The sequence below is a fragment of the Bradyrhizobium sp. WSM4873 genome (genome assembly GCF_055811355.1).
Genome location: NZ_JBVVPS010000011.1, coordinates 180282 through 203376, shown reverse-complemented (window position 1 = coordinate 203376; position 23095 = coordinate 180282). Strand labels below are relative to the sequence as shown.

The following is a 23095-nucleotide window of genomic DNA, read 5'->3' as shown; positions in this document are numbered from 1 at the left end:
GCCCACCGACGGCTCGGCATGGAGCAGCGGGGACTGCAGCGCTCATGTCCTGCGCTCGGGCTCCTGGAAGAACGATTCGAGATATGTGCGGCCGTCCAACCGCGACGGCTACGACACAAATGTTCGTTATCCGACGCACGGATTCCGCGTGGCGCTCAGTCCTTAAGTGGTGGAGTTGGTTTGATGCAGATCCTTCGTTGCGTCGCACTGGCGGCGGCGCTCGCATTGCTCCCGGGGGCAGCCTTTTCGCAAGGCAAGGCAGCGCCCAAGGACGCAAAGCTCTATTTCATCACCCCGCATGACGGGCAGAAGGTCCGCGGCGGATTCTGGGTCCGGTTCGGCTTGCGCAACATGGGAGTGACCCATGCAGGCGACGAGTATCAGAACGCCGGCCATCATCATTTGCTGATCGACGTCAACGACCCGATCGATCCCAAGGAGCCGATCCTGCAGGACAAGTCGCATCTGCATTTCGGGGCAGGGCAGACCGAAACGCTGCTCGAGCTTCCGCCCGGGACGCATACGCTTCAACTCGTGCTGGGCGATGCCAAGCACTATCCGTTCGAGCCGCCCATCGTCTCGGAGAAGATCACCATACGCGTCCGGCAGCCGGCCGCGGCGCGGTAGGCGATCACCGCAGGCTGGCGTTGAACTTGTCCAGCAGCGCCGAGCCCGGGCAGAGCGTGTCCGCTTCCAGCGTGTTGAGCGGCGTATCGACCGTGTTGAGATGCTCGTGCAGATCTTCCGCGTCGGGATCGACGTAGAGCAGGCCGGTGACGATCTGTCCCTTTGCGGCGTGCTTTTGCAGGAAGGTCTGGGCGCCGAGCCGGTCGTGCGGATCGTAGTCGGCGTCGATCTTGCGCAGCGCGATCCTGCTGCCGTCATGTTGTTCGACCATTTGCACCGTGCCCGGTGCGTAGTCCACCGCAATCGGATCGCGGCCGACCAGCACGTCGAGCCGGTTCACCGCATCATTGTGCTCGCGGACATAGTCGAAGCTCTTGGTCGAGCCGGCGTGGTTGTTGAAGGCGATGCAGGGGCTGATGACGTCGATGAACGATGCGCCCTTGTGGCGGATCGCGGCCGCGATCAACGGCACGAGCTGGGTCTTGTCGCCGGAGAACGAGCGCGCGACAAAAGTCGCCCCCAACTGCAGCGCGATCGCGACGAGGTCGATGGCGTTGTCGGTGTTGGTAATGCCCTTCTTGGACTTCGAGCCGCGGTCGGCGGTCGCCGAGAACTGGCCCTTGGTCAGGCCGTAGACGCCGTTGTTCTCGACGATATAGGTCATGTTGACGCCGCGCCGGATCGAATGCGCGAACTGGCCGAAGCCGATCGAGGCGGAATCGCCGTCGCCGGAGACGCCGAGATAGATCAGGTCGCGATTGGCGAGGTTGGCGCCGGTCAGCACGCTGGGCATGCGGCCGTGCACGGAGTTGAAGCCGTGCGAATTGCCGAGGAAATAGTCCGGCGTCTTGGACGAACAGCCGATGCCGGAGATCTTGGCGACCCGGTGCGGCTCGATCGAGAGCTCATAGCAGGCCTCGATGATCGAGGCCGTGATCGAGTCATGGCCGCAGCCCGCGCACAGCGTCGAGATCTTGCCTTCGTAGTCGCGATGGGTGTAGCCGAGCTCGTTCTTCTTCAGCCCGGGATGGTGGAATTTCGGCTTTGCAATGTAGGTCATGCGAGCACCTGCAATCCCAGCCGCGTCATGGCCGGGCTTGACCCGGCCATCCACGTCTTGGCGGCAAGGAAGGAAGGCGTGGATGCCCGGGCATAGGCGAGCGGAAGCGACGCCGTCCTTCGGACGGCTATGCCCGGGCATGACGAAGGAAAGAGTAAAGCGTAGGTCATGACACGGCCTTGCGGAGCGGGGTCACCTTGAGGTGATCCTGGTGGTCGCCAATGGCTTTTGCGATGAAACGGGCGGTGATCGGCGAACCGTCGTAGTGCACGATCGGCACCAGCCGCACCGGGTCGATGCCGTTCTCGTTGACGATGAGCTGGCGCAGCTGGCTGTCGCGGTTCTGCTCGACCACGTAGACGAAATCGTGCTCGGCGAGGAAGCTCGCCACGCTGGAGTGGAACGGGAAGGCGCGGATGCGCAGGCGATCAAGCTGATGGCCTCGTGCCTCAAGCAATCCGATCGCCTCGTCCATCGCCGGCGTGGTCGAGCCGAAATAGATCACGCCGTATTTGGTCGGCCGTTCCGCATTGGCCTGGAGCGGTCGCGGTACCAGATCCTGCGCGGTCTCGAACTTGCGCATCAGCCGCTGCATGTTGTCGGCGTAGACCGAGCCTTCTTCGGAGTAACGCGCATAGCGGTCACGCGACGTGCCGCGGGTAAAAAAGGAGCCCTTGGTCGGATGCGTGCCGGGATAGGTTCGGTACGGGATGCCGTCGCCGTCGACGTCGAGATAGCGGCCGAAATCGCGGCCTTCATCCAGCATCGCCGCGGTCATCACCTTGCCGCGGTCATATTGCCTGGCATCGTCCCATTTCAGCGGACGGCAGAGCCGGTGGTTCATGCCGATGTCGAGGTCGAGCATCAGGAAGATGGTGGTCTGGAGCCGCTCGGCGAGATCGAAAGCCGCGGCCGCGAACTCGAACGCCTCGGCGGGATCTTCCGGGAACAGCAGCACATGCTTGGTGTCGCCATGCGAAGCATAGGCGCAGGCGATGATGTCGCATTGCTGGGTACGGGTCGGCATGCCGGTCGAGGGACCGGCGCGCTGGATGTTCATGATCACGGCCGGGATTTCGGCGAAATACGACAGGCCAATGAACTCGGTCATTAGCGAGATGCCGGGGCCGGAGGTCGCGGTGAAGGCGCGTGCGCCGTTCCAGGAGGCGCCGATCACGATGCCGATCGAAGCCAGCTCGTCCTCGCCCTGCACGATGGCGTATTTCGCCTTGCCGGTTTCCGGATCGTGCCGGTACTTCTTGCAATGCGCGGTGAAAGCCTCCGCCACCGACGAGGACGGCGTGATCGGATACCAGGCGCACACTGTGGCGCCGCCATAGACGGCGCCGAGCGCGGCGGCGCTGTTGCCCTCGATGAAGATGCGGTCGCCGACCTTGTCGGACTTCTTTACCCGAAGCCCGGTCGGGCATTTCAAATTCTGCAGCGCCCAGTCGCGGCCGAGATGCAGCGCGTGGACATTGGACGAGAGCAGCTTCTCCTTGCCCTTGTACTGCTCGCCGATCAGCTGCTCGATCAGCTTCGGGTCCATGTCGAGCAGCGCCGAGAGCGCGCCGAGATAGATGATGTTCTTGAACAGCTGGCGCTGGCGCGGATCGGTGTAGGTCGAGTTGGTGATCGCGGTCAGGGGGACGCCGATCACGGTGATGTCGTCGCGGAATTTCGTCGACGGCATCGGCTTGGTGGAATCGTAGAACAGATAGCCGCCGGGCTCGATGCCGGCGACGTCCTTGTCCCAGGTCTGCGGGTTCATGGCGACCATCATGTCGACGCCGCCGCGGGCGCCGAGATGGCCGTCTTCGGTCACCCGCACCTCGTACCAGGTCGGCAGGCCCTGGATGTTGGACGGGAAGATGTTACGGGGGCTCACCGGAACGCCATGGCGCAGGATCGCGCGCGCAAACATCTCGTTGGCGCTGGCCGAGCCCGATCCGTTGACGTTGGCGAAGCGGACGACGAAGTCGTTTACGCTGCTGATCGGCTTTTTGTCGGACATGTCGAACCCGCTTGAGTCATCTCGATCAAATATTTCTGCATGTCCCAGGCGCCGGTGGGACAACGCTCGGCGCACAGCCCGCAATGGAGGCAGACGTCCTCGTCCTTCACCATCACGCGCCCGGTCTTGAGATCAGAGGACACGTAGAGGTCCTGGTCGGGATGCAGTGACGGCGCCTTCAGGCGCTGGCGCAGATCGGTTTCATCGCCATTCTCCGTGAAGGTGATGCAATCCATCGGGCAGATGTCGACACAGGCATCGCACTCGATGCAGAGCGAGGTCGAGAACACGGTCTGGACGTCGCAGTTCAGGCAGCGATGGGCCTCGCCCAGCGCCAGCTTGACGTCGTAGCCAAGCTCGACCTCGGTGCGGATGTCCTTCAGCGCGATCACCTTGTCGCGATGCGGCACCTTGTAGCGCTTGTCGTTGGAGATGTCGTTGTCATAGCTCCATTCGTGGATGCCCATCTTCTGCGAGGAGATGTGCACCTCCGGCAATGGCCGCTCGGTGACGTCCTCGCCCGAGAGCATTTTGTGGATCGACAGCGCGGCGTCATGGCCCTGCGCCACCGCCCAGATGATGTTCTTCGGCCCGAAGGCGGCGTCGCCGCCGAAGAACACTTTTGGATTGGTGGATACGAACGTCTTCGGATCGACCTTGGGCATGTGCCATTTGTCAAACTCGATGCCGCAGTCCTGCTCGATCCAGGGGAAGGCGTTCTCCTGGCCGACCGCGACCAGCACGTCGTCGCATTCGATGGTCTGGTCCGGCTCGCCCGACGGCACAAGGTTGCGGCGGCCCTTGGCGTCGTATTCGGCCTTCACTTTCTGGAAGGTGATGCCGGTGAGCTTGCCATTGTCGTGAACGAAGGCTGTGGGCACAAGGAAGTTGAGGATCGGGATGTCCTCGTGGAGCGCGTCTTCCTTCTCCCAGGGCGAGGCCTTCATTTCCTCGAAGCCGGAGCGCACGACGACCTTAACCTCTTCGCCGCCGAGGCGGCGCGCGGTGCGGCAGCAATCCATCGCGGTGTTGCCGCCGCCGAGTACGACGACGCGCTTGCCGATCTTGTCGGTATGGCCGAACGAGACGGAGGACAACCAGTCGATGCCGATATGGACGTTGGCGGCTGCTTCCTTGCGCCCGGGAATGTCGAGCTCGCGGCCGCGCGGTGCGCCGGAGCCGACGAAGATCGCGTCGTACTTCTCCGCGAGCAGCGCCTTCATGCTCGCGATGCGGTGGCCGCCCTTGAAGTCGACGCCGAGACCCAGGATGTAGCCGGTCTCTTCGTCGATGACTGAATCCGGAAGGCGGAATTTCGGGATCTGCGAGCGCATCATGCCGCCGGCTCGGGGATCGGCGTCGAACACGGTGCAGTGATAGCCGAGCGGCGCGAGATCGCGCGCCACCGTCAGCGAAGCGGGACCGCCGCCGACGAAGGCAACGCGCTTGCCGTTCTTGGCCGAGGGCCGCGGCAGGCGTTGCGTGATGTCATCCTTGAAGTCGGCGGCGACGCGCTTCAGGCGGCAGATCGCGACCGGGGTATCCTCGACGCGTCCGCGGCGGCACGCCGGCTCACATGGACGATCGCAGGTGCGTCCCAGAATTCCGGGAAACACGTTCGATTTCCAGTTGATCATATAGGCGTCGCTGTAGCGGCCTTGAGCGATCAGTCGGATGTATTCGGGAACGGGAGTGTGCGCAGGACAGGCCCATTGGCAATCGACCACTTTGTGAAAGTAGTCGGGGGCCGCAATATCGGTCGGTTTCATTCCTACCCTGTCCGCGCAGGCTCAAAGACCCGGCGGCCTTTTCTTGAGCTTGCGAACGCTAACGCGCGGCGATCTGGTTTCTGAATGACGTCATTGGGTTAGCTTATTAGAACGGCTCCGAAGTACAACGGCAAATTTCGCGCTTCCCCTCTTTCATGGGAGCTACGCGCACACAGCATTAACGGCCGCGCGCAGTATGTGGCGGTGCAGCATGTTGCGATGCGTCCGGTGGCCTAGTTGCGCGTGATGTCGCTCTTCGCGAGGTCCCACATCAGGCTGTAGGTGCCGACCGACACGGGAAGCGGGAATGGCGAGGCGGCAGGGCCGGTGAAGCGCGCGGCGATCACGGCCGACACCGCGCCGACATGCGTGCCGTCGATCAGCACGAACCAGTCGCGCGCGCCTTCGTTGCGCACCGCCGGAATGTCCGCCGTCGCGCCCGACAATTCCGGTTCGCTCTCGAGCAGATGCATCGAGATGATGCCGTCGTGCTTGTCCGGCGCCAGCCGTTCTTGCAGTGCGTCACGCCACGCGGCTGCATTGTCCGGCGTCGGCCGCAGCCGGACTACGCCCAGCGCCGCGCCGCGGCCGGTCCCGTTGCTGATCGTGATGCGGGCGACCACGCGCAGCATGTCCTTGAAATGCGCCATGCTCCGTCGCGACCATTCGGTCTGATTGGCGAGCCGCGCCCGGTAGGCGGGACTGTCGAGCACGTCGAGCGTCGCGGTCGAATACAGCGAGAGATATTTGGGATTGGCGGCGTGCGCGACATAGCGCCGCGCCTCCAGAAAACCCTCGATCGCAACGCGCTCTTCCAGATGCTCGCGATCGTACCAGCGATTGAAATCGGCTTCGGCAGCCGCATCGATGTTCATCGACGTCAGCAGCATGCCTTTTCCAGCGAGTGGCATTTTCTTGTTGTCCTGTTAGCGCGAGATCTTCGAGGCGATGTCCGCGATCGACTTCATGATCGCGTCTCGCACGCCGGTATCATAGAGCGAATGGCCGGCTTGTTCCACGATACGAATCTCGGAACCCGGCCACGCTTTCGCTAGCCGCTCGGATGTCTTGGGAGGACACAACAGGTCGTAGCGTCCCTGGACGATAATGCCGGGAATGCCGTCAAGCTTGCCGGCGTTCCGCAACAACTGGTTCTCCGTCATGAAGCTGTCCTGGACGAAATAATGCGCCTCCATGAACGGCGTCGCCGGCAATGTGCGCCACACGTTCAGCGACGCCAGGTCGATCCGCGTCTTTGCCGCCTTGTGCTCCGACAAGGCGCGCTCGGTGTCGTGCCAGGCGCGCGATGCGGGTCCATGCACGGCCGGATCGGGATCGAGGATGCGGCGATAGTAGGCTTCCACCGGTCGCGCGCGCTCCTCGAACGGCAGCACGCTGAGAAAATCCTCGTAGAGCGCGGGGTAGAATTCTGACAGGCGCGAGGTGAAGGCGATCTCGACTTCAGCACGCGTGCCGAGAAACGTCGCGCGCAGCGCAATCCCGGAGACGCGCTCGGGGTGCGCCTGCGCATAAGCCAGCGCCAGCGTCGCGCCCCAGGAGCCGCCGACCACCATCCAGCGCGCGACGCCGAATTTCTCGCGGATCTTTTCCATGTCCGCGATCAGATGCTGCGTGGTGTTGTGCTGGCGCGATCCCTTCGGCCGGCTGCGACCGCAGCCGCGCTGGTCGAACAGCACGGCGTGGAAACGGTCGGGATCGAACAGCCGGCGATGGTCGGGCTGGCTACCGCTGCCGGGGCCGCCATGCAGATAGACCGCGGGGATGCCGTCGTTGCGGCCGACGCTCTCGACATAGAGCTCGTGGCCGTCGCCGACGTCGAGCATTTCGGAGCTCAGCGGCGCAAAGGGATCGGCGCGCTTGACTGAGCCGGCCGCGTCGGCGTCAGGCGTCATTCGCCGGATTCCAGAGTGCCGCCGGCGAAATTGCGATAGACGAAGCGGTTGGTGTCGCCCTCGGCCTCGCGCTCGGCCTGCTTGAAGATGGTCTCGTGCAGCGGCGACAGCGCACAGGCCGGATCGGTGTTGGCGGCGTCACCGGTCAGCGCAAAGGCCTGGCAGCGGCAGCCGCCGAAATCGATCTCGCGGAATTCGCAGGTCTTGCACGGCTCCTTCATCCAGCCGGTGCCGCGATAGCGGTTGAAGGCCTCGGAGTTCTGCCAGATCCAGGCGATCGAATGGTTGGAGCGTACCGATTCGAAGTCGAGCCCGGTAATGCTCTCGGCGGCGTGGCAGGGCAGCACCTTGCCGGCCGGCGAAATGTTGAAGAACTGCCGGCCCCAGCCGCCCATGCACTTCTTCGGCCGCAGCGCGTAATAATCGGGCACGACATAGTCGATCGTGAGCCGGCCCTTCAGCCGCTCGCGCGCCTCCTCGACGATGCGGGTGCACTCGTCGAGCTGCGCCACTGTCGGCATCAAGGCGGCGCGGTTCTTCAGCGCCCAGCCGTAATATTGCACATTGGCGACCTCGAGCCGGTCGGCGTCGAGATCGACCGACATCTGGATGATATCGGGCAGCTGGTGCAGGTTCTGCCGGTGCATCACCGCATTCACGGTGAGCGGCAAATCGAGCTCGCGCGTCCATTTTGCCACTTCCAGCTTCTTGCGGTGCCCGTTTTTGTAACCGCCGACGCGATCGGCGAGGGCTTCTTCGACGCCCTGGAAACTGATCTGCACATGACAGAGCCCGGCATCCGCAAGCTCGCTCAGCCGCTCGCGCGTCAGCAGCACGGCCGAGGTGATGAGATTGGTGTAGAGGCCGACGTCGCTGGCATGCTTGACCAGCTCAACCAGGTCCTTGCGCGCGGTCGGCTCGCCGCCGGAGAAATGCACCTGGAGCACGCCGATCTCGGCGAGCTCGCTCAGGACCTTCTTCCATTCCTCGGTGGTCAGCTCCTTGCCCGAGCGGTCGAGCTCGACCGGGTTGGAGCAATAGGGGCATTGCAGCGGGCAGCGATGGGTGATCTCGAGCAGCACGGCGAGCGGAATGCCGAACGTCTCCGCCGTCGAGCGGCTCTTCTCCAGCACCGCGAGGCTGTCGCTGGCGTCGGGCGGGATGGTGGGATTGCCGAGCACATCGCTCATGACGTCTTCTCCCGGGCCTCCGTGAGAAAGCCCTTGTCGGCGAGATCCTGCAGCATGACGATGACGTCGGCCAAAATCGCCTCGCGCGGCGCTGCGTATTTTGCCGCGAGCTGGTCGGACACTTCGCCGACATTGCGCTCGCCGTCGCAGAGCTGCAAGACCTCGACCGCGATCTCGTCCGGCGCCAGCACGCGTTCGGGCGCCAGGATCACCCAGACTTTTCGCGTCTCGTCATATTTCAGCTTGGCGTGCCGCGGCAGAACCGGCCGGCTGGTCTCGCTGACGCTGATGTGACGCGGCCCGGCCATCGCTTGTTCCTCAGCTCGCTTTTTGGTGTTCTTGGGGCACGAACGCGCCCGGCGGAATGTGACCCTCGACATAGGCGTGTTGGAGCGCGTCGAGCTGCACCCAGAGCACGCTGGTCTTGAAGATCAGCGCGTTGCAGACGGACGCGCGTTGTTCGGGCGTGGTGGCATGCGCCTTGACATAGTCGAGCGCGAAATTGGCATCGCGCGGCGCCTGCGCCAGCCGGCGCTTGAAGTAGCTCATGGTGTCAGGGTTGACGAAGTCGTAGTGCTCCAGCATGCCGGCAATGCGCTCTTCGTGGAGGTTCGGCGCGAACAATTCGGTGAGCGAGGAGGCGATCGCCTCCAGCGGCGACTTCTCGCGGCAATAGTGCACATAGGCTTCCACGGCAAAGCGCGTCGCGGGCAGGATGCCCTCGGTCGATTCCACGTAAGCCGTGTCCAGCCCGAGGCCGTCGGTCAGCTTCAGCCAGCGCTCGATACCGCCTTCGGAGCCGATATCGCCGTCATGATCCTCGATGCGGTGGCGCCATTCCACGCGCGTGGCACGGTCGCGGAAGCGCGAGATCACCACCGCGTCCTTGATCGGGATGGTGCTCTGGTAATAGTAGCGGTTCAGCGCCCAGGCCTGGACCTGGCCTTTGTTCAGCTTGCCGCCGTGCAAGAGCTTATGGAACGGATGCAGGCTGTGATAGCGCGTCGCCCCGATATGGCGCAGCGCCGTCTCCAGCTCCTCGGCCGAGTTGAGCCTGATGTCCTTGCCGATCGAGAGCGCGGTCATTCCAGTCAGTGACGCGGCATTCACAGCACGATCTCCGTTCCGTCAGCGGGTATCTGCCAGCCCGCCGCTTCAGCGGCCTTGCGCTCGGGGGACGCGGGCAGCAGCGCCGGGTTCGAGTTATTGATATGCAGAAATATCTTCCTGTCGAGTGCGAGGCCGGCGAGCCGCGCGATGGCGCCGTGGTCGCCGGACATCGCGACATGGCCCATGCTCTTGCCGGTCTTGTGGCCGAGCCCGGCCTTGATCATCTCGTCGTCCTGCCACACCGTGCCGTCGAAGAACACCAGCGAAGCGCCGTCGATCTCGGCCTTGAGCGCGTCGGTGACCTCGGCGCAGGCGGCGATGAAGTAGAAGCATTTGCCGGTCGCTTTGTCGGTGATCTTCAGCCCCAGCGTATCGCCCTCGCCGGTGTCGCCGCCGGGATGCGCCTTGCCTTCCAGGTACCAGGCCGATTTGCCCGAGACCGCGAAGGGCAGCACCTCAAGCCCTGAGCGCGCCCCGTCCGGCAGCCGCGGTTCGAACGGCTCATTGATGCCGATCGGCAGGCGCTGCACGTTCTTCTGGTTCAGCACGTTGAAGATGCTGTTGGCCTTCAGGATCGCCAGCACCTTCTCATGCGCATAGACCGTGAAGGGCGAGCCCTCGCGCATCGACAGCAGGCCGGCGACCGCGTCCACTTCGCTGTTGGTCAGGATCACGCCTGCGATCGGCGTATGGCGCAGCGCGCCTGCCTTCGGATGCAGCTGCGGCGTGGCATTCAATTGCTGGCGGAGGTCGGGGGAGGCGTTGATCAAAAACCAGTGCTCGCGGTCGCCGCTGAAGGCGACCGAGGCTTGGGTCCGTTGCAGCTCTTGGCCGTTTTCACGGGCCGTCCGGCAGCCCTCGCAGCCGCAATTCCATTGCGGCACTCCGCCGCCGGCTGCGGCGCCCAGGACGACGACGCGAAGCATGATCCGTCTCCTGGAGACAATGTCGCGAGGTGGACCTCACGCCAACACGAATCCTGTCTTCCGGACATGCATCGTGACCGAAAGATCCACCTGCGCAGAACGCGAACTCACCGACCGCTTACTTGCGGGTGGCGCTCACATACATGTTGATTTCCATGCCACAGGGCACTTCGACGATCTTCGGGGCTTTCCAGGCCATTTCGGCTCTCCATTTTCGAGATTTCGGACGTATCCGCCCGGAGCTAAGTTACTGCGAGCACAAAAGTTCGCCAGTGAAATTTTCCCGAGCAAGGGCATATTGCGCCGCGAAAAAAGCGTCGGGAACAGTACTTTCTGGTGATGCGGCTCTGCGCTTGGGCGTATTCGGTCGCGAACCCTGTCCTGATAAAGCAGTTGTGAGTGCAGTGCAGCTTTCAATCCGGTACAGGCGACCCAACTGGAACTTCGTGATGCCCAGATATTTCTTCAACACCCGTATCGGCAACGAACTGATCGTGGATCCTGAGGGAGAGGATTTGCGCAATCCCGACCGTGCCTGGGAGGTTGCCCGCCAGATGATTCTGGAGGTGCTGCGATCGGAAGGCACCCAGCCGGCCCTGCTCGAGGCGGTCATTGAGGTCACCGACCGCGAAGGCGAGATCGTGCTCGAATTCCCCTTCACCGAGGCATTGCTGGACATCCCGGACCAGTCCGCGACGCGGCATTAGCCCCGACTCTCTCCCCGTCATTGCGAGCGTAGCGAAGCAATCCAGAATGCCTTCGCGGAGGCAGACTGGATTGCTTCGTCGCAAGGGCTCCTCGCAATGACGGCGAATGAGGCCTTACCCGGCATCCCCCGCCCTTCGCCCCTGCGAAATCCGCATGGCTTTGCCGCGTTCCCGGGGCTAAAAGACGCCGGTTAAACGGAGCAAGCCATGCAAGATCTCTGGCGCCTGTCGGCGGCCGACCTCGCCAACCTCGTCAAAACCAAGAAGGTTTCCGCCAGGGAGGCCGCGCAGGCAGGCCTAGCCCGGCTCGACGCCGTCAACCCCAGCCTCAACGCCGTGATCGACCACCGGCCGGAGGACGTGCTCAAGCAAGCTGACGCCGTCGATGCCGCCATCGCCAGGGGCGAGGACCCCGGCGTGCTGGCCGGCGTGCCCGTCACCATCAAGGCCAATGTCGACCAGGAGGGCTTTGCCACCACCAACGGCCTCAAGCTCCAGCGCGACCTGATCGCGCGCGAGGACAATCCGGTGGTCGCCAATTTCCGCAAAGCCGGCGCCGTTCTGCTTGGGCGCACCAATTGCCCGGCCTTCTCCTATCGCTGGTTCACCACCAATTTGGTCCATGGCGACACCAAGAACCCGCGCGACGCCTCGCTGACCCCGGGCGGCTCGTCCGGCGGCGCGGGTTCGGCGGTCGCGGCAGGCATTGGCCATATCGCCCATGGCACCGACATTGCCGGCTCGATCCGCTATCCCGCCTATGCCTGCGGCGTGCACGGTCTGCGCCCGACGCTCGGCCGCATCCCCGCCTTCAATCCGGCCCTGCCGGAGCGTCCGATCGGGCCGCAGATCATGGCGGTGTCGGGCCCGCTGGCGCGAACCGTCAACGACATCAGGATTTCGCTCGCGGCGATGTCGGCCCGCGATGTCCGCGATCCCTGGTTCGTGCCGGCGCCGCTGGAAGGCCCGGCGCGGCCCAAGCGCGCCGCGCTGTGTCTCAATCCGGACGGCCTTGCGACGGCGCCCGAGGTGAAGGCCGCCGTCATCGACGCCGGCAAGCGGCTCGAGCGTGCCGGCTGGACCGTCGAGACAATCGAGAACACCCCGCCGATGCGCGAAGCGGTCGAGTGGCAGATCAAGCTGTGGCTCGGCGACGGCTACGAGGCGCAACTCGAAATGGCCGAGCGTGAAGGCGATCCCGGCGCGCTGGCGTGCCTCAACGGCAACCGCGGCAGGGTCACGCCGATGGACCAGGCCAATTACGCCAAGGCATTGACCCGCCGCGCCACGCTGACCCGTGACTGGATGCTGTTCTTCGAGACCTACGCCGTGCTGCTGACACCGGTCTCCGGCGAATTGCCGTTCCCGGATCATCTCGACCGCAAGGACGAGGAGTCCTTCAAACGCGTCTGGGAAGCGCAGCTGCCGCAGATCGCCATTCCCTTCATGGGCCTGCCGGGCCTCGTGGTCTCCACCGGCCTCGTCGGCAAGGCGCCGGTCGGCGTGCACATCGTGTCCGGCCGCTATCGCGAGGATCTCTGCCTGCTCGCGGGCGAGGCGATCGAGGCGGGCGGCGTGCCACCGTCGCCGATCGACCCCGTGGGTTAGCGATGTCGGTGATCTACGACTTCAAGGCGAACTCGCTTCTCGGCGAAGAAGTGCCCATGCGCAGCTTCGAGGGACAGGTGCTGCTGATCGTCAACACCGCGAGCAAATGCGGCTTCACGCCGCAATATCGCGGGCTGGAGGATCTGCATCGAGATCTCAATCCGCGCGGCTTCTCGGTGCTTGGCTTTCCCTGCAACCAGTTCGGTGCGCAGGAGCCCGGACCGGCGAACGAAATCCAGGCGTTCTGCTCGACCAATTACGACGTCACCTTTCCCTTGTTCGAGAAGATCGACGTCAACGGCAGCAATGCGCATCCCTTGTATGAGTACCTGAAACGCCAGCAATCCGGCCTGCTGGGCGCCTCCATCAAATGGAATTTCACCAAATTCCTGGTGGACCGCGCCGGCAAGGTGGTTTCGCGCTATGCGCCGACCGCGCGGCCCGAAGGATTGCGGCAGCAAATCGAGACCCTGTTATGAGCGAGACAATCATGAGCGACGAATTTCCGGACCGCCTCTCGGTCGATCCGAACAGCCCCTTTTACAATGCGGACATCCTCGCGCGGGACGTCGGCATCCGCTTCAAGGGTGTCGAGAAGACGAATGTCGAGGAATACTGCATCAGCGAAGGCTGGGTCCGCGTCACCGCAGGGAACGCCAAGGACCGCCACGGCAACCCGCTGACCATCAAGGTGCACGGCCCGGTCGAGCCGTATTTCAGGGATAAGAAGTGACGGCGAAGCCGTCATTCCGGAGCGCGCGATAGCGCGAACTATGGTGCGCAGTTGCGCACCTGAGAATCTCGAGATTCCGGGTTCGATGCTGCGCATCGCCCCGGAATGACCGAAGGAGCCAAACCCCATGTCCGTCCGCATCGTCGACGTCCGCGAGATCACGAAGCCGATCTCTTCGCCGATCCGCAACGCCTATATCGATTTCACCAAGATGACGACGAGCCTGGTTGCCGTCGTCACCGATGTCGTGCGCGACGGCAAGCGCGTCGTCGGCTACGGCTTCAACTCCAACGGTCGCTACGGGCAGGGCGGCCTGATCCGCGAGCGCTTTGCCTCGCGCATCCTGGAGGCCGATCCGAAATCGCTGCTGAACGCTTCCGGCGACAATCTCGACCCCGACAAGGTCTGGGGCGCGATGATGACCAACGAGAAGCCGGGCGGCCACGGCGAGCGCTCCGTCGCGGTCGGCACCATCGACATGGCGGTGTGGGATGCTGTGGCGAAAATCGCAGGCCAACCGCTGTTTCGCCTGCTGGCTGAGCGTCATGGCGTCAAAGCCAATCCGCGCGTGTTCGTCTACGCTGCCGGCGGCTATTATTATCCGGGCAAGGACCTTTCGATGCTGCGCGGCGAGATGCGCGGCTATCTCGATCGCGGCTACAACGTCGTGAAGATGAAGATCGGCGGCGCTGACATCGGGGACGATCGCACCCGCATCGAGGCGGTGCTCAAGGAGATCGGCAAGGACGCGCAGCTCGCCGTCGACGCCAACGGCCGCTTCGATCTCGAGACCGGGATCGCCTATGCCAAGATGCTGCGGGATTATCCCTTGTTCTGGTACGAGGAGGTCGGCGATCCCCTCGACTACGCGCTGCAGGCAGCCCTCGCCGAATTCTATCCGGGCCCGATGGCCACAGGCGAAAACCTGTTCAGCCACCAGGACGCCCGCAATCTGATCCGCTATGGCGGCATGCGGCCGGACCGCGACTGGCTGCAATTCGACTGCGCGCTGTCCTACGGCCTGTGCGAATACCAGCGCACGCTTGAAGTGTTGAAAACTCACGGCTGGTCGCCGAGCCGCTGCATCCCCCACGGCGGCCACCAGATGTCGCTCAACATCGCAGCCGGCTTGGGCCTCGGCGGCAACGAGAGCTACCCCGACCTGTTCCAGCCCTATGGCGGCTTCCCAGACGGCGTCCGCGTCGAGAACGGCCACATCACCATGCCGGAGCTGTCAGGCATCGGCTTCGAAGGCAAGTCGGATCTCTACAAGGAGATGAAGGCGCTGGCGGAGTAATTCACGCGGCTGCGGCGGCATGCGCCGTTGCGATAGTCGCGCGCCCCCTCAACGTCGTCCTGGCGAAAGCCAGGACCCATTACCCCAAGAGGGAGTTAGCGCGCAGACTAGCAATCGCTTGCTTGAACAACGCAAGGCGCAGTCTTCGCCAAACAGGCGGCGGTGGTAATGGGTCCTGGCTTTCGCCAGGACGACGATGGAATACGAAGCGAGTGCGTCTCTACGACAGCCGCATATCCAGCAGCCGCCGCCCTTCGCCCTTCAAGAGCTTCTTCACCGCGCTGGAGGCCACGACCTCGCCGTCATTGGCGTAGGCTTCGTGGTTCTTCTCGATGTCGTCGAGGCGGTAGAGGTAGTTGACCATCACGCCGGCGGACTCGCGCACGCCCTTGGGCGAGAGATCCCCTAACCAGTTGATGCGCTCGAGGCGGGCGCCGTTGCCGAGATGGAAGCGCGCGACGGAGTCGATCAGCTTGCCCTTCGGCGTGCGCGCCTTGAGGAAGTAGTGCGCCGCGAGCGGTTCGATCACGCCACGCAGCAGCGTCGTGGTCTCGGGGTTCTCGAACCATTTGGGATCGTCGAGGCGCTTCAGGATCTCGCGGTCCTCGTCCGACAGCGGCAAATCCTTGTCCTGCTTCACCCATGGCATGAAGCCCGGGACCGGCGACAGCGTCACGAAATTGTCGAGCTTGGGCAATTCGCGGCGCAGCTCCTCCACCACCTGCTTGATCAGGAAGCTGCCGAAGGAGATGCCGCCGAGACCGCGCTGGGTGTTGGAGATCGAGTAGAACACGGCGGTGCGGGCGCGCTCGATCGGGACGGAGGGGCGATCGACCGCGAGCAGCGGCGCGATCGCGCCGGGGATCGTCTCGGTCAGCGCCACCTCGACGAAGATCAGGGGCTCGTCGACCATGGCGGGATGGAAGAAGGCGTAGCAGCGGCGGTCGACCGGATCGATGCGGCGGCGCAGATCGTCCCAGTCGCTGATCTCGTGCACGGCTTCGTAACGGATGATCTTTTCGAGGATGTTGGCCGGCGTCGACCAGTCGATCCTGCGCAGCACGAGAAACCCCCTGTTGAACCATGACGAGAGAAGATGCGAGACATCGCGATCGAGCGCGGCGAGATCGGTGTGCCCGTTCATCATGTCGAGCAGATCGGCGCGCATCTTGACGAGATCGCCGGTGCCGCCGGGCGCGCGGTTGAGGCGGCGGATCAGCTCCTGCCGGCGCGGCTCGGAGGCGAAGTGCAAGGCGCTGGCATCCTCGTCGGCCGGCTTGGCACGCCATGTCTCGATTGCCTTGGACAGGCGCTCCCGATCCGGGCCGAAATCGCGCACCAGGGCTTCGAAAAAGGCGCGACGTCCCGCCGCATCCAGGTCCTGGTAGATGTCGAGCACCTCACGCGCCATGGCGGTGCCCGACGCTTCCCCCCGGCCCGACAGCAGCGCGCCGCAGAGCTCGATGAGTCCATCGGCGTCCGGCTTGGTGTCGGCAGAATCCCCGCGGCGAAGCAGCGTGCGGCCGCGCTCGGAGATGGTGGTGAGCAGGTCGGAGAAGAAGGCGTTGGCCATCGGGGCTTTCGTCTCAGGTTTGTGCGGTGCGGGAATCTTACACGGGATTTGGGCGGAAGCCGATCACAATCAAGCGGGGATTTTAGCAAGTTTAGCGGGGGCGTGCGTTTCGAGAATGCTGTCATGCCCGGCGAAGGCGGGACTTCGAGTACGCCGCGGCCAGCGTGCCGCGGGTGGCGGCCAGGGCGTCCATGATCCCGGCCCTTCCTGCCAGAGCGACAGCCTGCTCAGTGACCGGATTTCCTGAATTGGACCAAGCTGAAGGAGCCGATCCCGGTCGTCCGGACGAAAGCGAAGCCGACCGAGTCCGCCAGCTTGCGATACTCGGCTTCCGTCCGCTCGCAACCGCCCGGTCCTCGCAGCATGTTGAGGTCGCTCATGACACAGGAGCGATCCTCGGGCGCCGTCGTGGCGCGCTCCGGCATGATCCGCTCGATCACGATCAATGTCCCGTGGGACGGCAGCGCGTTCCGGCAATTGTGCAGGATAATCCGGCAACGGTCCTCATTCCAATTGTGGAGAATGCTCTTCATCACGATTGTGTCGGCGCCCCCCGGAATTTCTTCAAAGAAGCTGCCGGCGACGAATCGGCTGCGGCGGGCAATACCGAGCCGATCGAAATGTGCGCGCGCATCTGCCTCGCAACGCGCAAGATCAAGGACGACGCCCTCAAGACGCGGGTTGTGCTGAACTACGGCGCCAATCAATTCGCCGGTGCCGCCGCCGACATCCATGACGAGGCGCGCAGCTGCGAAATCGTGGGCCGCAACGATCTTCGGAACCATGGACCGCGTGAGGCTGACCATCGCAGCGTTGAACCGGCGGCTTGATTCCGGCGTATTGCCCGTGGCCGCATAACGGTCGTCGCCTTCTCCGCGCAGCTGAGTCGCGGTCTTTCCGGAGCGAACCGAATCGACCAGTCCACTCCAGGACTGCGCGAGCACCTCTCCCTCAAAGAGAACCCAGTCCTTGAAGGATGGGTCGGCCGTCTCGCCGAGCTGGAGGCCGAGATCGGTCATGGCAAACCGGTCGTGGTCTGCCTGCCTACAAAGACCAAGTGTGGTCAGACCAACGAGCAGTCTGCGCAGAGCCCCCTCGTCGGTGGACACCAGCCGGGCAAGCTCAGCCACCGATTTCGCCTCGCCTCCGACGGCCTCAGCGAGATTGAGCTTTGCCGCAGCATAGATCACCGCGGTGATGCGATGCGACTGCACGAGATCAAGGACGGACGCGGGCCGGCTCATCTGTTGCCTCCATTGCTGCGCTCAATCGGTCGGGACAAACCCTGTTTCCTGCACGATGGCCTTCCATCGCTCGGATTCGGATGCGATCAGCCGGGCGAATTCGTCCATCGCGATCACATCGGGCTCGATGGCCAGCTTTGCCATGCCGGCCCTGACCTCGTCGGTGCGAACGGCCGCTTGGATCGCGGCACTGAGCTTATCGACAATCGGTGCCGGCGTCTTCGCCGGAACGAAAAACGCAAACCATGTGAGGTCCTCGAGCGTCGGGTATCCCGCTTCCCGCATCGTCGGTACCGCCGGAACGAATGGGCTTCGGCGCGGCCCCGTGGTCGCCAGCGCACGAAGATCTCCGGATTGGACAAGTCCGAGCGAGCTGCCGATCGGCATAACGGTCGCTGCAATCACTCCCTTGACCAGATCCTGAATCGCGCCACCGCCCTGATATGGCACGTGAAGAAAATCGAAGCCCGCGCTGCGGCCCAGCATCGTACCGAGAAAATGGAGCGGGGTTCCGGCGCCCGGCGTGCCAAACGTGGCAAGCTTCGGATTGGCGCGGCACCAGGCCACGAAATCCGCCAGCGTCTTGACGTCGGCGGGAACTATCGGGCCGACTGTCAGCAATGTGGGGGTAGAGGCGACGGTCGACACCGGCGTGAAATCACGCGGCTGGTACCTCAGCGTCTTGTAGACGTGCGGAAAGAACATCATGAAGCCGAGCGGCGACAACAACATAGCCGATCCGTCGGCATCAGCGTTCTTCACCGCCTCCACCGCGATGCGACCCGCTGCGCCCGGCCGGGGCTCGACCACGATGGTGTCCGCATAGCCCTTCATCTGTCCGGCCACCAACCGCGCCATGGCGTCCTGAAGCCCGGGCGAGAAGCCCGTCAGAATGTGCACGGTTTTTGAGAGCGGCTGTGCGAGCGCGCGCGGCACGAGACAGGAGGGGGAGCTCGCCACACAGACCGCCGATGCGGCCAATACGGTACGACGCGTGATCATCCCCTGTCCTCCCTCATCCATTTGGGTCACCGAACGGGTACTACCGCCGGATGTATCACATGAAGGATGAACGGGCTTGGTCGCCGGCTTACATTTTCCTTACCGGCAGCTTATTCTTGCGCACCGCACGGATGTCGACGCCGGACGGCGGTCTCGGGGAAGTCGCTTGCGCTATTTCTTCAACGATTTTTCACTCGACACTGAGCGGCGCGAGCTTTGTCGCGGGCTGGAGGTCATCGCCATCGCGCCGCAGGTGTTCGACCTGCTCGGCTATCTGATTGGCAACCGCGAGCGTGTCGTCAGCAAGGACGACCTGATCCGCGCCATCTGGCATGGTCGCGTCGTATCCGAGGTCGCCCTGACCACGCGACTCAATGCGGCGCGCAAGGCGATCAGAGATTCCGGAGACGCGCAGCGCCTGATCAAGACCTTTCCTCGCAAGGGCGTCCGCTTCGTCGCGGAGGTGCGCGAAGTGCCAGCGACTGCGGGCTTGCCGAGCCCCGCCGCAGGCAAGCCGTCGCTCGTGGTTCTGCCTTTTGCCAATCTGAGCCCCGATCCCGCCCAGGACTATTTCGTCGACGGCGTGACCGAGAGCCTGACCACGGATCTGTCGCGAATGGCCGGTATCTTCGTGATCGGCCGCAACACCGCCTTCACCTACAAGGGTATGCCTGTCGATCGGAAGCAGCTCGGCCGCGAGCTCGGCATTCGCTACGTGCTCGAGGGCTCGGTGCAGCGGGCCGGAAGCCGGATGCGCATCAACGTCCAGCTCATCGACCCCGAGACCGGAAACCATTTGTGGGGCGAACGTTTCGACAAGCAGGTGGCAGATCTTTTCGACATGCAGGACGAAATCGGTGCGCGTCTCGCCAATCAATTGGGAACCGAGCTCGTCAGGGTAGAGGCACGGCGCGCTGCGCGTGCGCCACATCCAGACTCGACCGACCTATATTTCCAGGGCATGGCGTATCTGAATCGCGGAACGGATCCCACGAGCCTGTCGCAGGCTCGCCCGTTCTTCGAACAAGCGCTCCTGCTGGACGCCACAAACGTCGAAGCCATGGTGGGGATCACAGACGTCGATACCATGCGGGCGACCTCCATGCTGATCGACCGGACGGCGCCTCTGCAACTGGTGGAAACATCCTTGACCAGAATACTTGCCAACACGCCCAATCACGCGAGGGCGCATTGCCTGATGGGCGTCGTCCAGATTTTCACAAACCGCGCTGCCCAGGGCATCGCCGAGTGCGAGCGGGCGTTGGTGCTGGACCGGAATCTGGCCACGGCCCATGCGTGGATCGGACTTGGCAAGTGCAATCTGGGCCGAGCCGAAGAGACCGAAGCCCACGTCATGGAGGCATTCCGGCTCTCTCCCCGCGATAATAAGGCCTGTTCCTGGATGAATACGGCAGGCATCGCGCAATCATATCTCGGCGCCGACGAGGCTGCCGTTCACTGGTTCAAGCGATCGATCGAGACCAACCGTAATATTGCGCCCTTTGTTCATTTCTATCTCGCCGCCGGGCAGGCGCATCTCGGTGAGATCAAGGAAGCGCAGATCCGTGTCCGGGCGGGACTGACGCTCGCTCCGGGCTTCAGCATCGCCCGATTCCGCGCCAGTTCGCCAACGGATCATCCGACCTGTCTTGCGCAGCGAGTTCGCATTGCGGAGGGCTTACGCAAGGCAGGACTTCCTGAAGAATAGATCTTGCCCAGCTTGTGGAGGCCTAAGGCCCGGCGCGCCGTCGCGACATTCTGGCGTAACGCCGCGCAAGCTGACCGGCCGCTCGCATCTGTAGTCATGCTTTTTTCGCAAACTCCGTCGGCGTTCGCCCCGTCACCTGGCGGAACGCGGCCGAAAACGCCGGCACGCTGGCATAGCCGAGCTGGGTCGCGAGCTGCTTCACCGACACGTTGGCATCGGTCGACAGCCGCTGGATCGCCGCCGCGATTCTTGCGCGCTGGCACCAGCTCTTGAAGCTCAGCTGCGTCTCTGTCGAAAACAGCCGCGACAGCGTGCGCGCGGAGGTTCCGACCTCGCGGGCCAGTGTGTCGATGTCGTGCAGGCCGGTGGGATCGTCGAGCACGATCATGGCCGCGCGCCGGCAGCGCGGCTCGTGGGGCAGCGGCACGAAGGTTGCGGAATCCTCGGCCTGGACCAATTCCAGCATCACCAGGCGAACCAGCAGATCGGTCCGCTCCTCGGTATTGCGCGCGTCGAACAGCGCGAGGATCGCCTGGTTCAGCAGCGGCGACACCCGCACCACGAATTCCCTGGTCAGTCCCTCATGGCGCTGCTCGCGCTTCAGCCAGGCGAGGTCGAAATACAGCGTGCGCATCTCGATGTCGGCAAGCAGATCGATGGCGTGCTGGAGCCCGGCCGGCACCCACACCGCGCGGTCCGGCGGCACCAGCCAGCGTCCCCCGGGCGTCGTCACCTGCATGGTGCCTTTGGCGGCATAGATCAGCTGCGCCTCGCGGTGCAGATGGAGATCGATCCGCATGCCCTTGGGGTAGTCGCGCGCGACCAGATGCACGCCCGCGGGCGAGCGATGATTGCTCCGGACTGCCCGGAGGATTGGCGTCTCGACGACAGTCATTGGCAGCATCCCGTCATGCCCAAGACATATAACTCATTTCGAAGCAGGAGAGGATTCGGAATGAACAGCCCCAGCCGGGTGATCAGTTTCGTCAACGCCGGCCATTTCATCGACCACTACGCAATGCTGATTTTCGCCGCCGCGGTGATCATCATGGGACCGGCGCTCGGCATGGCCTATTCGGAACTCTTGCCTTACGCGACGCCCGGCTTCGTCGCCTTCGGCGCGGGCTCGCTGCTCACCGGCTGGCTCGGCGACCGCTGGAGCCGCCGCCACATGATGCTGATCTTCTTCGTCGGCATCGGCGCCGCCATGATCTCGGTCGGCTTCGTGCAGACGCAGGCGCAGCTCGGCGCGGCGCTGTTCGCGATCGGCATTTTTGCCTCGATCTATCATCCCGTCGGCACCGCCATGATCGTCTCCTATGCTGACAGGCTCGGCCGCGAGATGGGCATCAACGGCGTCTGGGGCAATCTCGGCGTCGCATCGTCGGCGCTGGTCACCGGCGTGATCGGCCAGTATCTCGGCTGGCGCTTCGCCTTCATCGTCCCCGGCATCGTCACCATCCTGATCGGCATCGCGTTTGCGATGATGGTCGTGCACGAGGACCGCAAGGGCTCGAAGCAGGCGGCGGCCCAGGCGCGCGTCGCCAAACAGGATATGTGGCGCGTGATCCTGTCGCTGCTGATCGTGGTGATAGCGATCTCCACCACGTTCAATGCCGTCACCGTGGCGCTGCCAAAGCTGTTTGCCGAGCGGCTCGCCGATCTCACCAAAAGCCCGGCGCTGCTCGGCGTCATCGCCGCCTGCGTCTACGTGTTCGGCGCGATGACGCAATACACGATCGGCCGGCTGCTCGATCGCTATTCGCTGAAGACGGTGGCGCTGCCGCTGTCCTTCATGCTGGCGCCTTTCCTGTATCTGGCCGCGAGCCTGTCTAATCTGCCGCTGATCCTGGTCTCGATCGGCATCGTCATGGGCGCGTTCGGACAGGTCACGGTCAACGATGCCATGGTCGGCAAATACACCAGCGAGGAATGGCGCTCGCGCGCCTATGCCGTGCGCTATTTCATCGGCTTCACCGCCGCCGGCGCCTCGGTCGGCCTGGTCGCCTGGCTCTACGAGCAGGGCGGCTTCGTCACCATGCTGCATGCCTTCGCGGCGCTCTGCCTGCTCGCGATCGCAGCGGCGATCATTCTGCCTCGCGAGATCAGGACACCGCAGGCGGTGTGAGGGGAGTGCTCTCGTGTCCCGGACGCGCTGCAGCGTGCAACGCTGCTGCGCAGAGCCGGGACCCAGACGCTGCGAATTCCGGTGCCGCATGGGCCCCGGCTCTGCAGCGCACCGCCGAAGAGGCGCTGCGCTGCGTCCGGGGCACGAGCGGGGCATAAGGCCGGCACTCTCTCCACGCGTCATTGCGAGGAGCGTAGCGACGAAGCAATGACGGGGGATGTGGCGGCGGCCCGCTTAGTCTGCCGATGATGCCATCATGCCAGTGTTTTGCCCGACGGAGCAAGCATTTTCGGCAAAGACGAAATTTGATTTCGGCAAAGACAAAATTTTATCCAGCCTTTTCAACCTCATCCCTACTGTGCATGGGGTTGTTTTCGCGTTTTTTGGTGTTGTCCCCTTAACCGGCCGCGAACTCAAGGAACTCCGGTTGCCTGCCGCGGGTTCTATCCCCGTCATCCCGGCACCTCGCCGGGGCAGATGAAGGGG

23 protein-coding genes and 1 pseudogene are annotated in these 23095 nt (G+C 63.9%); 10 read left to right on the top strand and 14 right to left on the bottom strand.

What is annotated here, in order from left to right; all coding sequences use genetic code 11:
• A pseudogene (locus tag AC0L21_RS17505) lies at positions 1 to 166 on the top strand (SUMF1/EgtB/PvdO family nonheme iron enzyme); the annotation flags it as partial.
• Positions 167 to 183: 17 nt separating this feature from the next.
• Positions 184 to 627: a DUF4399 domain-containing protein gene (locus tag AC0L21_RS17500; protein ID WP_354129552.1), complete on the top strand. Its 444-nt coding sequence runs from the start codon at positions 184 to 186 to the stop codon at positions 625 to 627.
• 4 nt (positions 628 to 631) lie between these two features.
• On the opposite strand, the gene AC0L21_RS17495 is transcribed toward AC0L21_RS17500, so the two are convergent.
• The 10 genes from AC0L21_RS17495 to pqqA all read right to left on the bottom strand — a co-directional run bounded on the left by AC0L21_RS17495 (position 632) and on the right by pqqA (position 10808).
• Positions 632 to 1687: a 2-oxoacid:ferredoxin oxidoreductase subunit beta gene (locus AC0L21_RS17495; protein WP_473263056.1), complete on the bottom strand. Its 1056-nt coding sequence runs from the start codon at positions 1685 to 1687 to the stop codon at positions 632 to 634.
• A gap of 166 nt (positions 1688 to 1853) precedes the next feature.
• Positions 1854 to 3701 carry a 2-oxoacid:acceptor oxidoreductase subunit alpha gene (locus tag AC0L21_RS17490; RefSeq protein ID WP_473263055.1) on the bottom strand — a complete coding sequence of 616 codons (1848 nt, stop codon included), beginning with the start codon at positions 3699 to 3701 and terminating at the stop codon, positions 1854 to 1856.
• Positions 3671 to 5470 carry an FAD-dependent oxidoreductase gene (locus tag AC0L21_RS17485; RefSeq protein WP_473263054.1) on the bottom strand — a complete coding sequence of 600 codons (1800 nt, stop codon included), beginning with the start codon at positions 5468 to 5470 and terminating at the stop codon, positions 3671 to 3673. Before AC0L21_RS17485 ends, AC0L21_RS17490 begins: the two co-directional genes overlap by 31 nt.
• Before the next feature lie 233 nt (positions 5471 to 5703).
• Positions 5704 to 6381, bottom strand: coding sequence for a hypothetical protein (locus AC0L21_RS17480; protein WP_473263053.1), 678 nt, complete (start codon positions 6379 to 6381; stop codon positions 5704 to 5706).
• A gap of 15 nt (positions 6382 to 6396) precedes the next feature.
• Positions 6397 to 7383 carry a prolyl aminopeptidase gene (pip, locus tag AC0L21_RS17475; RefSeq protein ID WP_473263052.1) on the bottom strand — a complete coding sequence of 329 codons (987 nt, stop codon included), beginning with the start codon at positions 7381 to 7383 and terminating at the stop codon, positions 6397 to 6399.
• The gene (gene pqqE / locus AC0L21_RS17470) at positions 7380 to 8573 is read right to left on the bottom strand and encodes a pyrroloquinoline quinone biosynthesis protein PqqE (RefSeq protein ID WP_473263051.1); all 1194 of its coding nucleotides are present in this window, start codon (positions 8571 to 8573) and stop codon (positions 7380 to 7382) included. Before pqqE ends, pip begins: the two co-directional genes overlap by 4 nt.
• On the bottom strand, positions 8570 to 8881 hold the full coding sequence (gene pqqD / locus AC0L21_RS17465; protein ID WP_275169259.1) for a pyrroloquinoline quinone biosynthesis peptide chaperone PqqD: 312 nt from the start codon (positions 8879 to 8881) through the stop codon (positions 8570 to 8572). The genes pqqE and pqqD overlap by 4 nt, the downstream gene beginning before the upstream one ends.
• 10 nt (positions 8882 to 8891) lie before the next feature.
• On the bottom strand, positions 8892 to 9683 hold the full coding sequence (gene pqqC, locus AC0L21_RS17460) for a pyrroloquinoline-quinone synthase PqqC (protein WP_473263050.1): 792 nt from the start codon (positions 9681 to 9683) through the stop codon (positions 8892 to 8894).
• Entirely contained in the window at positions 9680 to 10609 is a 930-nt protein-coding gene (gene pqqB / locus AC0L21_RS17455; protein ID WP_473263049.1) for a pyrroloquinoline quinone biosynthesis protein PqqB, read from the bottom strand. Before pqqB ends, pqqC begins: the two co-directional genes overlap by 4 nt.
• Positions 10610 to 10727: 118 nt before the next feature.
• Complete coding sequence (pqqA, locus tag AC0L21_RS17450; protein WP_007595659.1) at positions 10728 to 10808, bottom strand: pyrroloquinoline quinone precursor peptide PqqA; 81 nt, start codon at positions 10806 to 10808, stop codon at positions 10728 to 10730.
• A 250-nt stretch (positions 10809 to 11058) separates the two neighbouring features.
• On the opposite strand from pqqA, the gene AC0L21_RS17445 reads away from it, so the two are divergent.
• From AC0L21_RS17445 to tarD, 5 genes are all read left to right on the top strand, one after another.
• Positions 11059 to 11316 (top strand): DUF6894 family protein, encoded by a 258-nt coding sequence (locus AC0L21_RS17445; protein WP_007595657.1) that lies wholly within the window; start codon positions 11059 to 11061, stop codon positions 11314 to 11316.
• Positions 11317 to 11523: 207 nt separating this feature from the next.
• Positions 11524 to 12924: an amidase family protein gene (locus AC0L21_RS17440; protein ID WP_473263048.1), complete on the top strand. Its 1401-nt coding sequence runs from the start codon at positions 11524 to 11526 to the stop codon at positions 12922 to 12924.
• Between the two features lie 2 nt (positions 12925 to 12926).
• Positions 12927 to 13403, top strand: coding sequence for a glutathione peroxidase (locus AC0L21_RS17435; protein ID WP_473263047.1), 477 nt, complete (start codon positions 12927 to 12929; stop codon positions 13401 to 13403).
• On the top strand, positions 13400 to 13657 hold the full coding sequence (locus tag AC0L21_RS17430) for a DUF3297 family protein (RefSeq protein WP_007613756.1): 258 nt from the start codon (positions 13400 to 13402) through the stop codon (positions 13655 to 13657). Before AC0L21_RS17435 ends, AC0L21_RS17430 begins: the two co-directional genes overlap by 4 nt.
• 127 nt (positions 13658 to 13784) lie before the next feature.
• On the top strand, positions 13785 to 14954 hold the full coding sequence (gene tarD / locus AC0L21_RS17425; RefSeq protein WP_473263046.1) for a D(-)-tartrate dehydratase: 1170 nt from the start codon (positions 13785 to 13787) through the stop codon (positions 14952 to 14954).
• 220 nt (positions 14955 to 15174) lie between these two features.
• Here tarD and AC0L21_RS17420 read toward each other — a convergent pair whose 3' ends face one another.
• The 3 genes from AC0L21_RS17420 to AC0L21_RS17410 all read right to left on the bottom strand — a co-directional run bounded on the left by AC0L21_RS17420 (position 15175) and on the right by AC0L21_RS17410 (position 18773).
• Positions 15175 to 16527 (bottom strand): malonyl-CoA decarboxylase, encoded by a 1353-nt coding sequence (locus tag AC0L21_RS17420; protein ID WP_473263045.1) that lies wholly within the window; start codon positions 16525 to 16527, stop codon positions 15175 to 15177.
• Positions 16528 to 16754: 227 nt separating this feature from the next.
• Entirely contained in the window at positions 16755 to 17771 is a 1017-nt protein-coding gene (locus AC0L21_RS17415) for a methyltransferase (RefSeq protein ID WP_473263044.1), read from the bottom strand.
• A 21-nt stretch (positions 17772 to 17792) separates the two neighbouring features.
• Complete coding sequence (locus tag AC0L21_RS17410) at positions 17793 to 18773, bottom strand: Bug family tripartite tricarboxylate transporter substrate binding protein (protein ID WP_473263043.1); 981 nt, start codon at positions 18771 to 18773, stop codon at positions 17793 to 17795.
• Between the two features lie 166 nt (positions 18774 to 18939).
• Here AC0L21_RS17410 and AC0L21_RS17405 point away from each other — a divergent pair, with 166 nt between their 5' ends.
• Entirely contained in the window at positions 18940 to 20481 is a 1542-nt protein-coding gene (locus AC0L21_RS17405; RefSeq protein WP_473263042.1) for a winged helix-turn-helix domain-containing protein, read from the top strand.
• A gap of 94 nt (positions 20482 to 20575) precedes the next feature.
• Here AC0L21_RS17405 and AC0L21_RS17400 read toward each other — a convergent pair whose 3' ends face one another.
• Positions 20576 to 21376, bottom strand: a complete 801-nt coding sequence (locus AC0L21_RS17400) for an AraC family transcriptional regulator (RefSeq protein ID WP_473263041.1) — start codon at positions 21374 to 21376, stop codon at positions 20576 to 20578.
• Between the two features lie 60 nt (positions 21377 to 21436).
• On the opposite strand from AC0L21_RS17400, the gene AC0L21_RS17395 reads away from it, so the two are divergent.
• Both AC0L21_RS17395 and AC0L21_RS17390 read left to right on the top strand, forming a co-directional pair.
• Positions 21437 to 22609 (top strand): MFS transporter, encoded by a 1173-nt coding sequence (locus tag AC0L21_RS17395; protein WP_473263040.1) that lies wholly within the window; start codon positions 21437 to 21439, stop codon positions 22607 to 22609.
• 256 nt (positions 22610 to 22865) lie between these two features.
• Positions 22866 to 23090, top strand: coding sequence for a hypothetical protein (locus AC0L21_RS17390; RefSeq protein WP_473263039.1), 225 nt, complete (start codon positions 22866 to 22868; stop codon positions 23088 to 23090).
• Positions 23091 to 23095 lie beyond the last annotated feature (5 nt).

What these genes read in the sequence shown, in the direction of transcription:
- AC0L21_RS17500 (WP_354129552.1), top strand. Translation starts at nt 184, where the DNA reads ATGCAGATCCTTCGTTGCGTCGCACTGGCGGCGGCGCTCGCATTGCTC.
- AC0L21_RS17495 (WP_473263056.1), bottom strand. Translation starts at nt 1,687, where the DNA reads ATGACCTACATTGCAAAGCCGAAATTCCACCATCCCGGGCTGAAGAAG.
- AC0L21_RS17490 (WP_473263055.1), bottom strand. Translation starts at nt 3,701, where the DNA reads ATGTCCGACAAAAAGCCGATCAGCAGCGTAAACGACTTCGTCGTCCGC.
- AC0L21_RS17485 (WP_473263054.1), bottom strand. Translation starts at nt 5,470, where the DNA reads ATGAAACCGACCGATATTGCGGCCCCCGACTACTTTCACAAAGTGGTC.
- AC0L21_RS17480 (WP_473263053.1), bottom strand. Translation starts at nt 6,381, where the DNA reads ATGCCACTCGCTGGAAAAGGCATGCTGCTGACGTCGATGAACATCGAT.
- pip (WP_473263052.1), bottom strand. Translation starts at nt 7,383, where the DNA reads ATGACGCCTGACGCCGACGCGGCCGGCTCAGTCAAGCGCGCCGATCCC.
- pqqE (WP_473263051.1), bottom strand. Translation starts at nt 8,573, where the DNA reads ATGAGCGATGTGCTCGGCAATCCCACCATCCCGCCCGACGCCAGCGAC.
- pqqD (WP_275169259.1), bottom strand. Translation starts at nt 8,881, where the DNA reads ATGGCCGGGCCGCGTCACATCAGCGTCAGCGAGACCAGCCGGCCGGTT.
- pqqB (WP_473263049.1), bottom strand. Translation starts at nt 10,609, where the DNA reads ATGCTTCGCGTCGTCGTCCTGGGCGCCGCAGCCGGCGGCGGAGTGCCG.
- pqqA (WP_007595659.1), bottom strand. Translation starts at nt 10,808, where the DNA reads ATGGCCTGGAAAGCCCCGAAGATCGTCGAAGTGCCCTGTGGCATGGAA.
- AC0L21_RS17445 (WP_007595657.1), top strand. Translation starts at nt 11,059, where the DNA reads ATGCCCAGATATTTCTTCAACACCCGTATCGGCAACGAACTGATCGTG.
- AC0L21_RS17440 (WP_473263048.1), top strand. Translation starts at nt 11,524, where the DNA reads ATGCAAGATCTCTGGCGCCTGTCGGCGGCCGACCTCGCCAACCTCGTC.
- AC0L21_RS17435 (WP_473263047.1), top strand. Translation starts at nt 12,927, where the DNA reads ATGTCGGTGATCTACGACTTCAAGGCGAACTCGCTTCTCGGCGAAGAA.
- AC0L21_RS17430 (WP_007613756.1), top strand. Translation starts at nt 13,400, where the DNA reads ATGAGCGAGACAATCATGAGCGACGAATTTCCGGACCGCCTCTCGGTC.
- tarD (WP_473263046.1), top strand. Translation starts at nt 13,785, where the DNA reads ATGTCCGTCCGCATCGTCGACGTCCGCGAGATCACGAAGCCGATCTCT.
- AC0L21_RS17420 (WP_473263045.1), bottom strand. Translation starts at nt 16,527, where the DNA reads ATGGCCAACGCCTTCTTCTCCGACCTGCTCACCACCATCTCCGAGCGC.
- AC0L21_RS17415 (WP_473263044.1), bottom strand. Translation starts at nt 17,771, where the DNA reads ATGAGCCGGCCCGCGTCCGTCCTTGATCTCGTGCAGTCGCATCGCATC.
- AC0L21_RS17410 (WP_473263043.1), bottom strand. Translation starts at nt 18,773, where the DNA reads ATGATCACGCGTCGTACCGTATTGGCCGCATCGGCGGTCTGTGTGGCG.
- AC0L21_RS17400 (WP_473263041.1), bottom strand. Translation starts at nt 21,376, where the DNA reads ATGACTGTCGTCGAGACGCCAATCCTCCGGGCAGTCCGGAGCAATCAT.
- AC0L21_RS17395 (WP_473263040.1), top strand. Translation starts at nt 21,437, where the DNA reads ATGAACAGCCCCAGCCGGGTGATCAGTTTCGTCAACGCCGGCCATTTC.
- AC0L21_RS17390 (WP_473263039.1), top strand. Translation starts at nt 22,866, where the DNA reads ATGCCAGTGTTTTGCCCGACGGAGCAAGCATTTTCGGCAAAGACGAAA.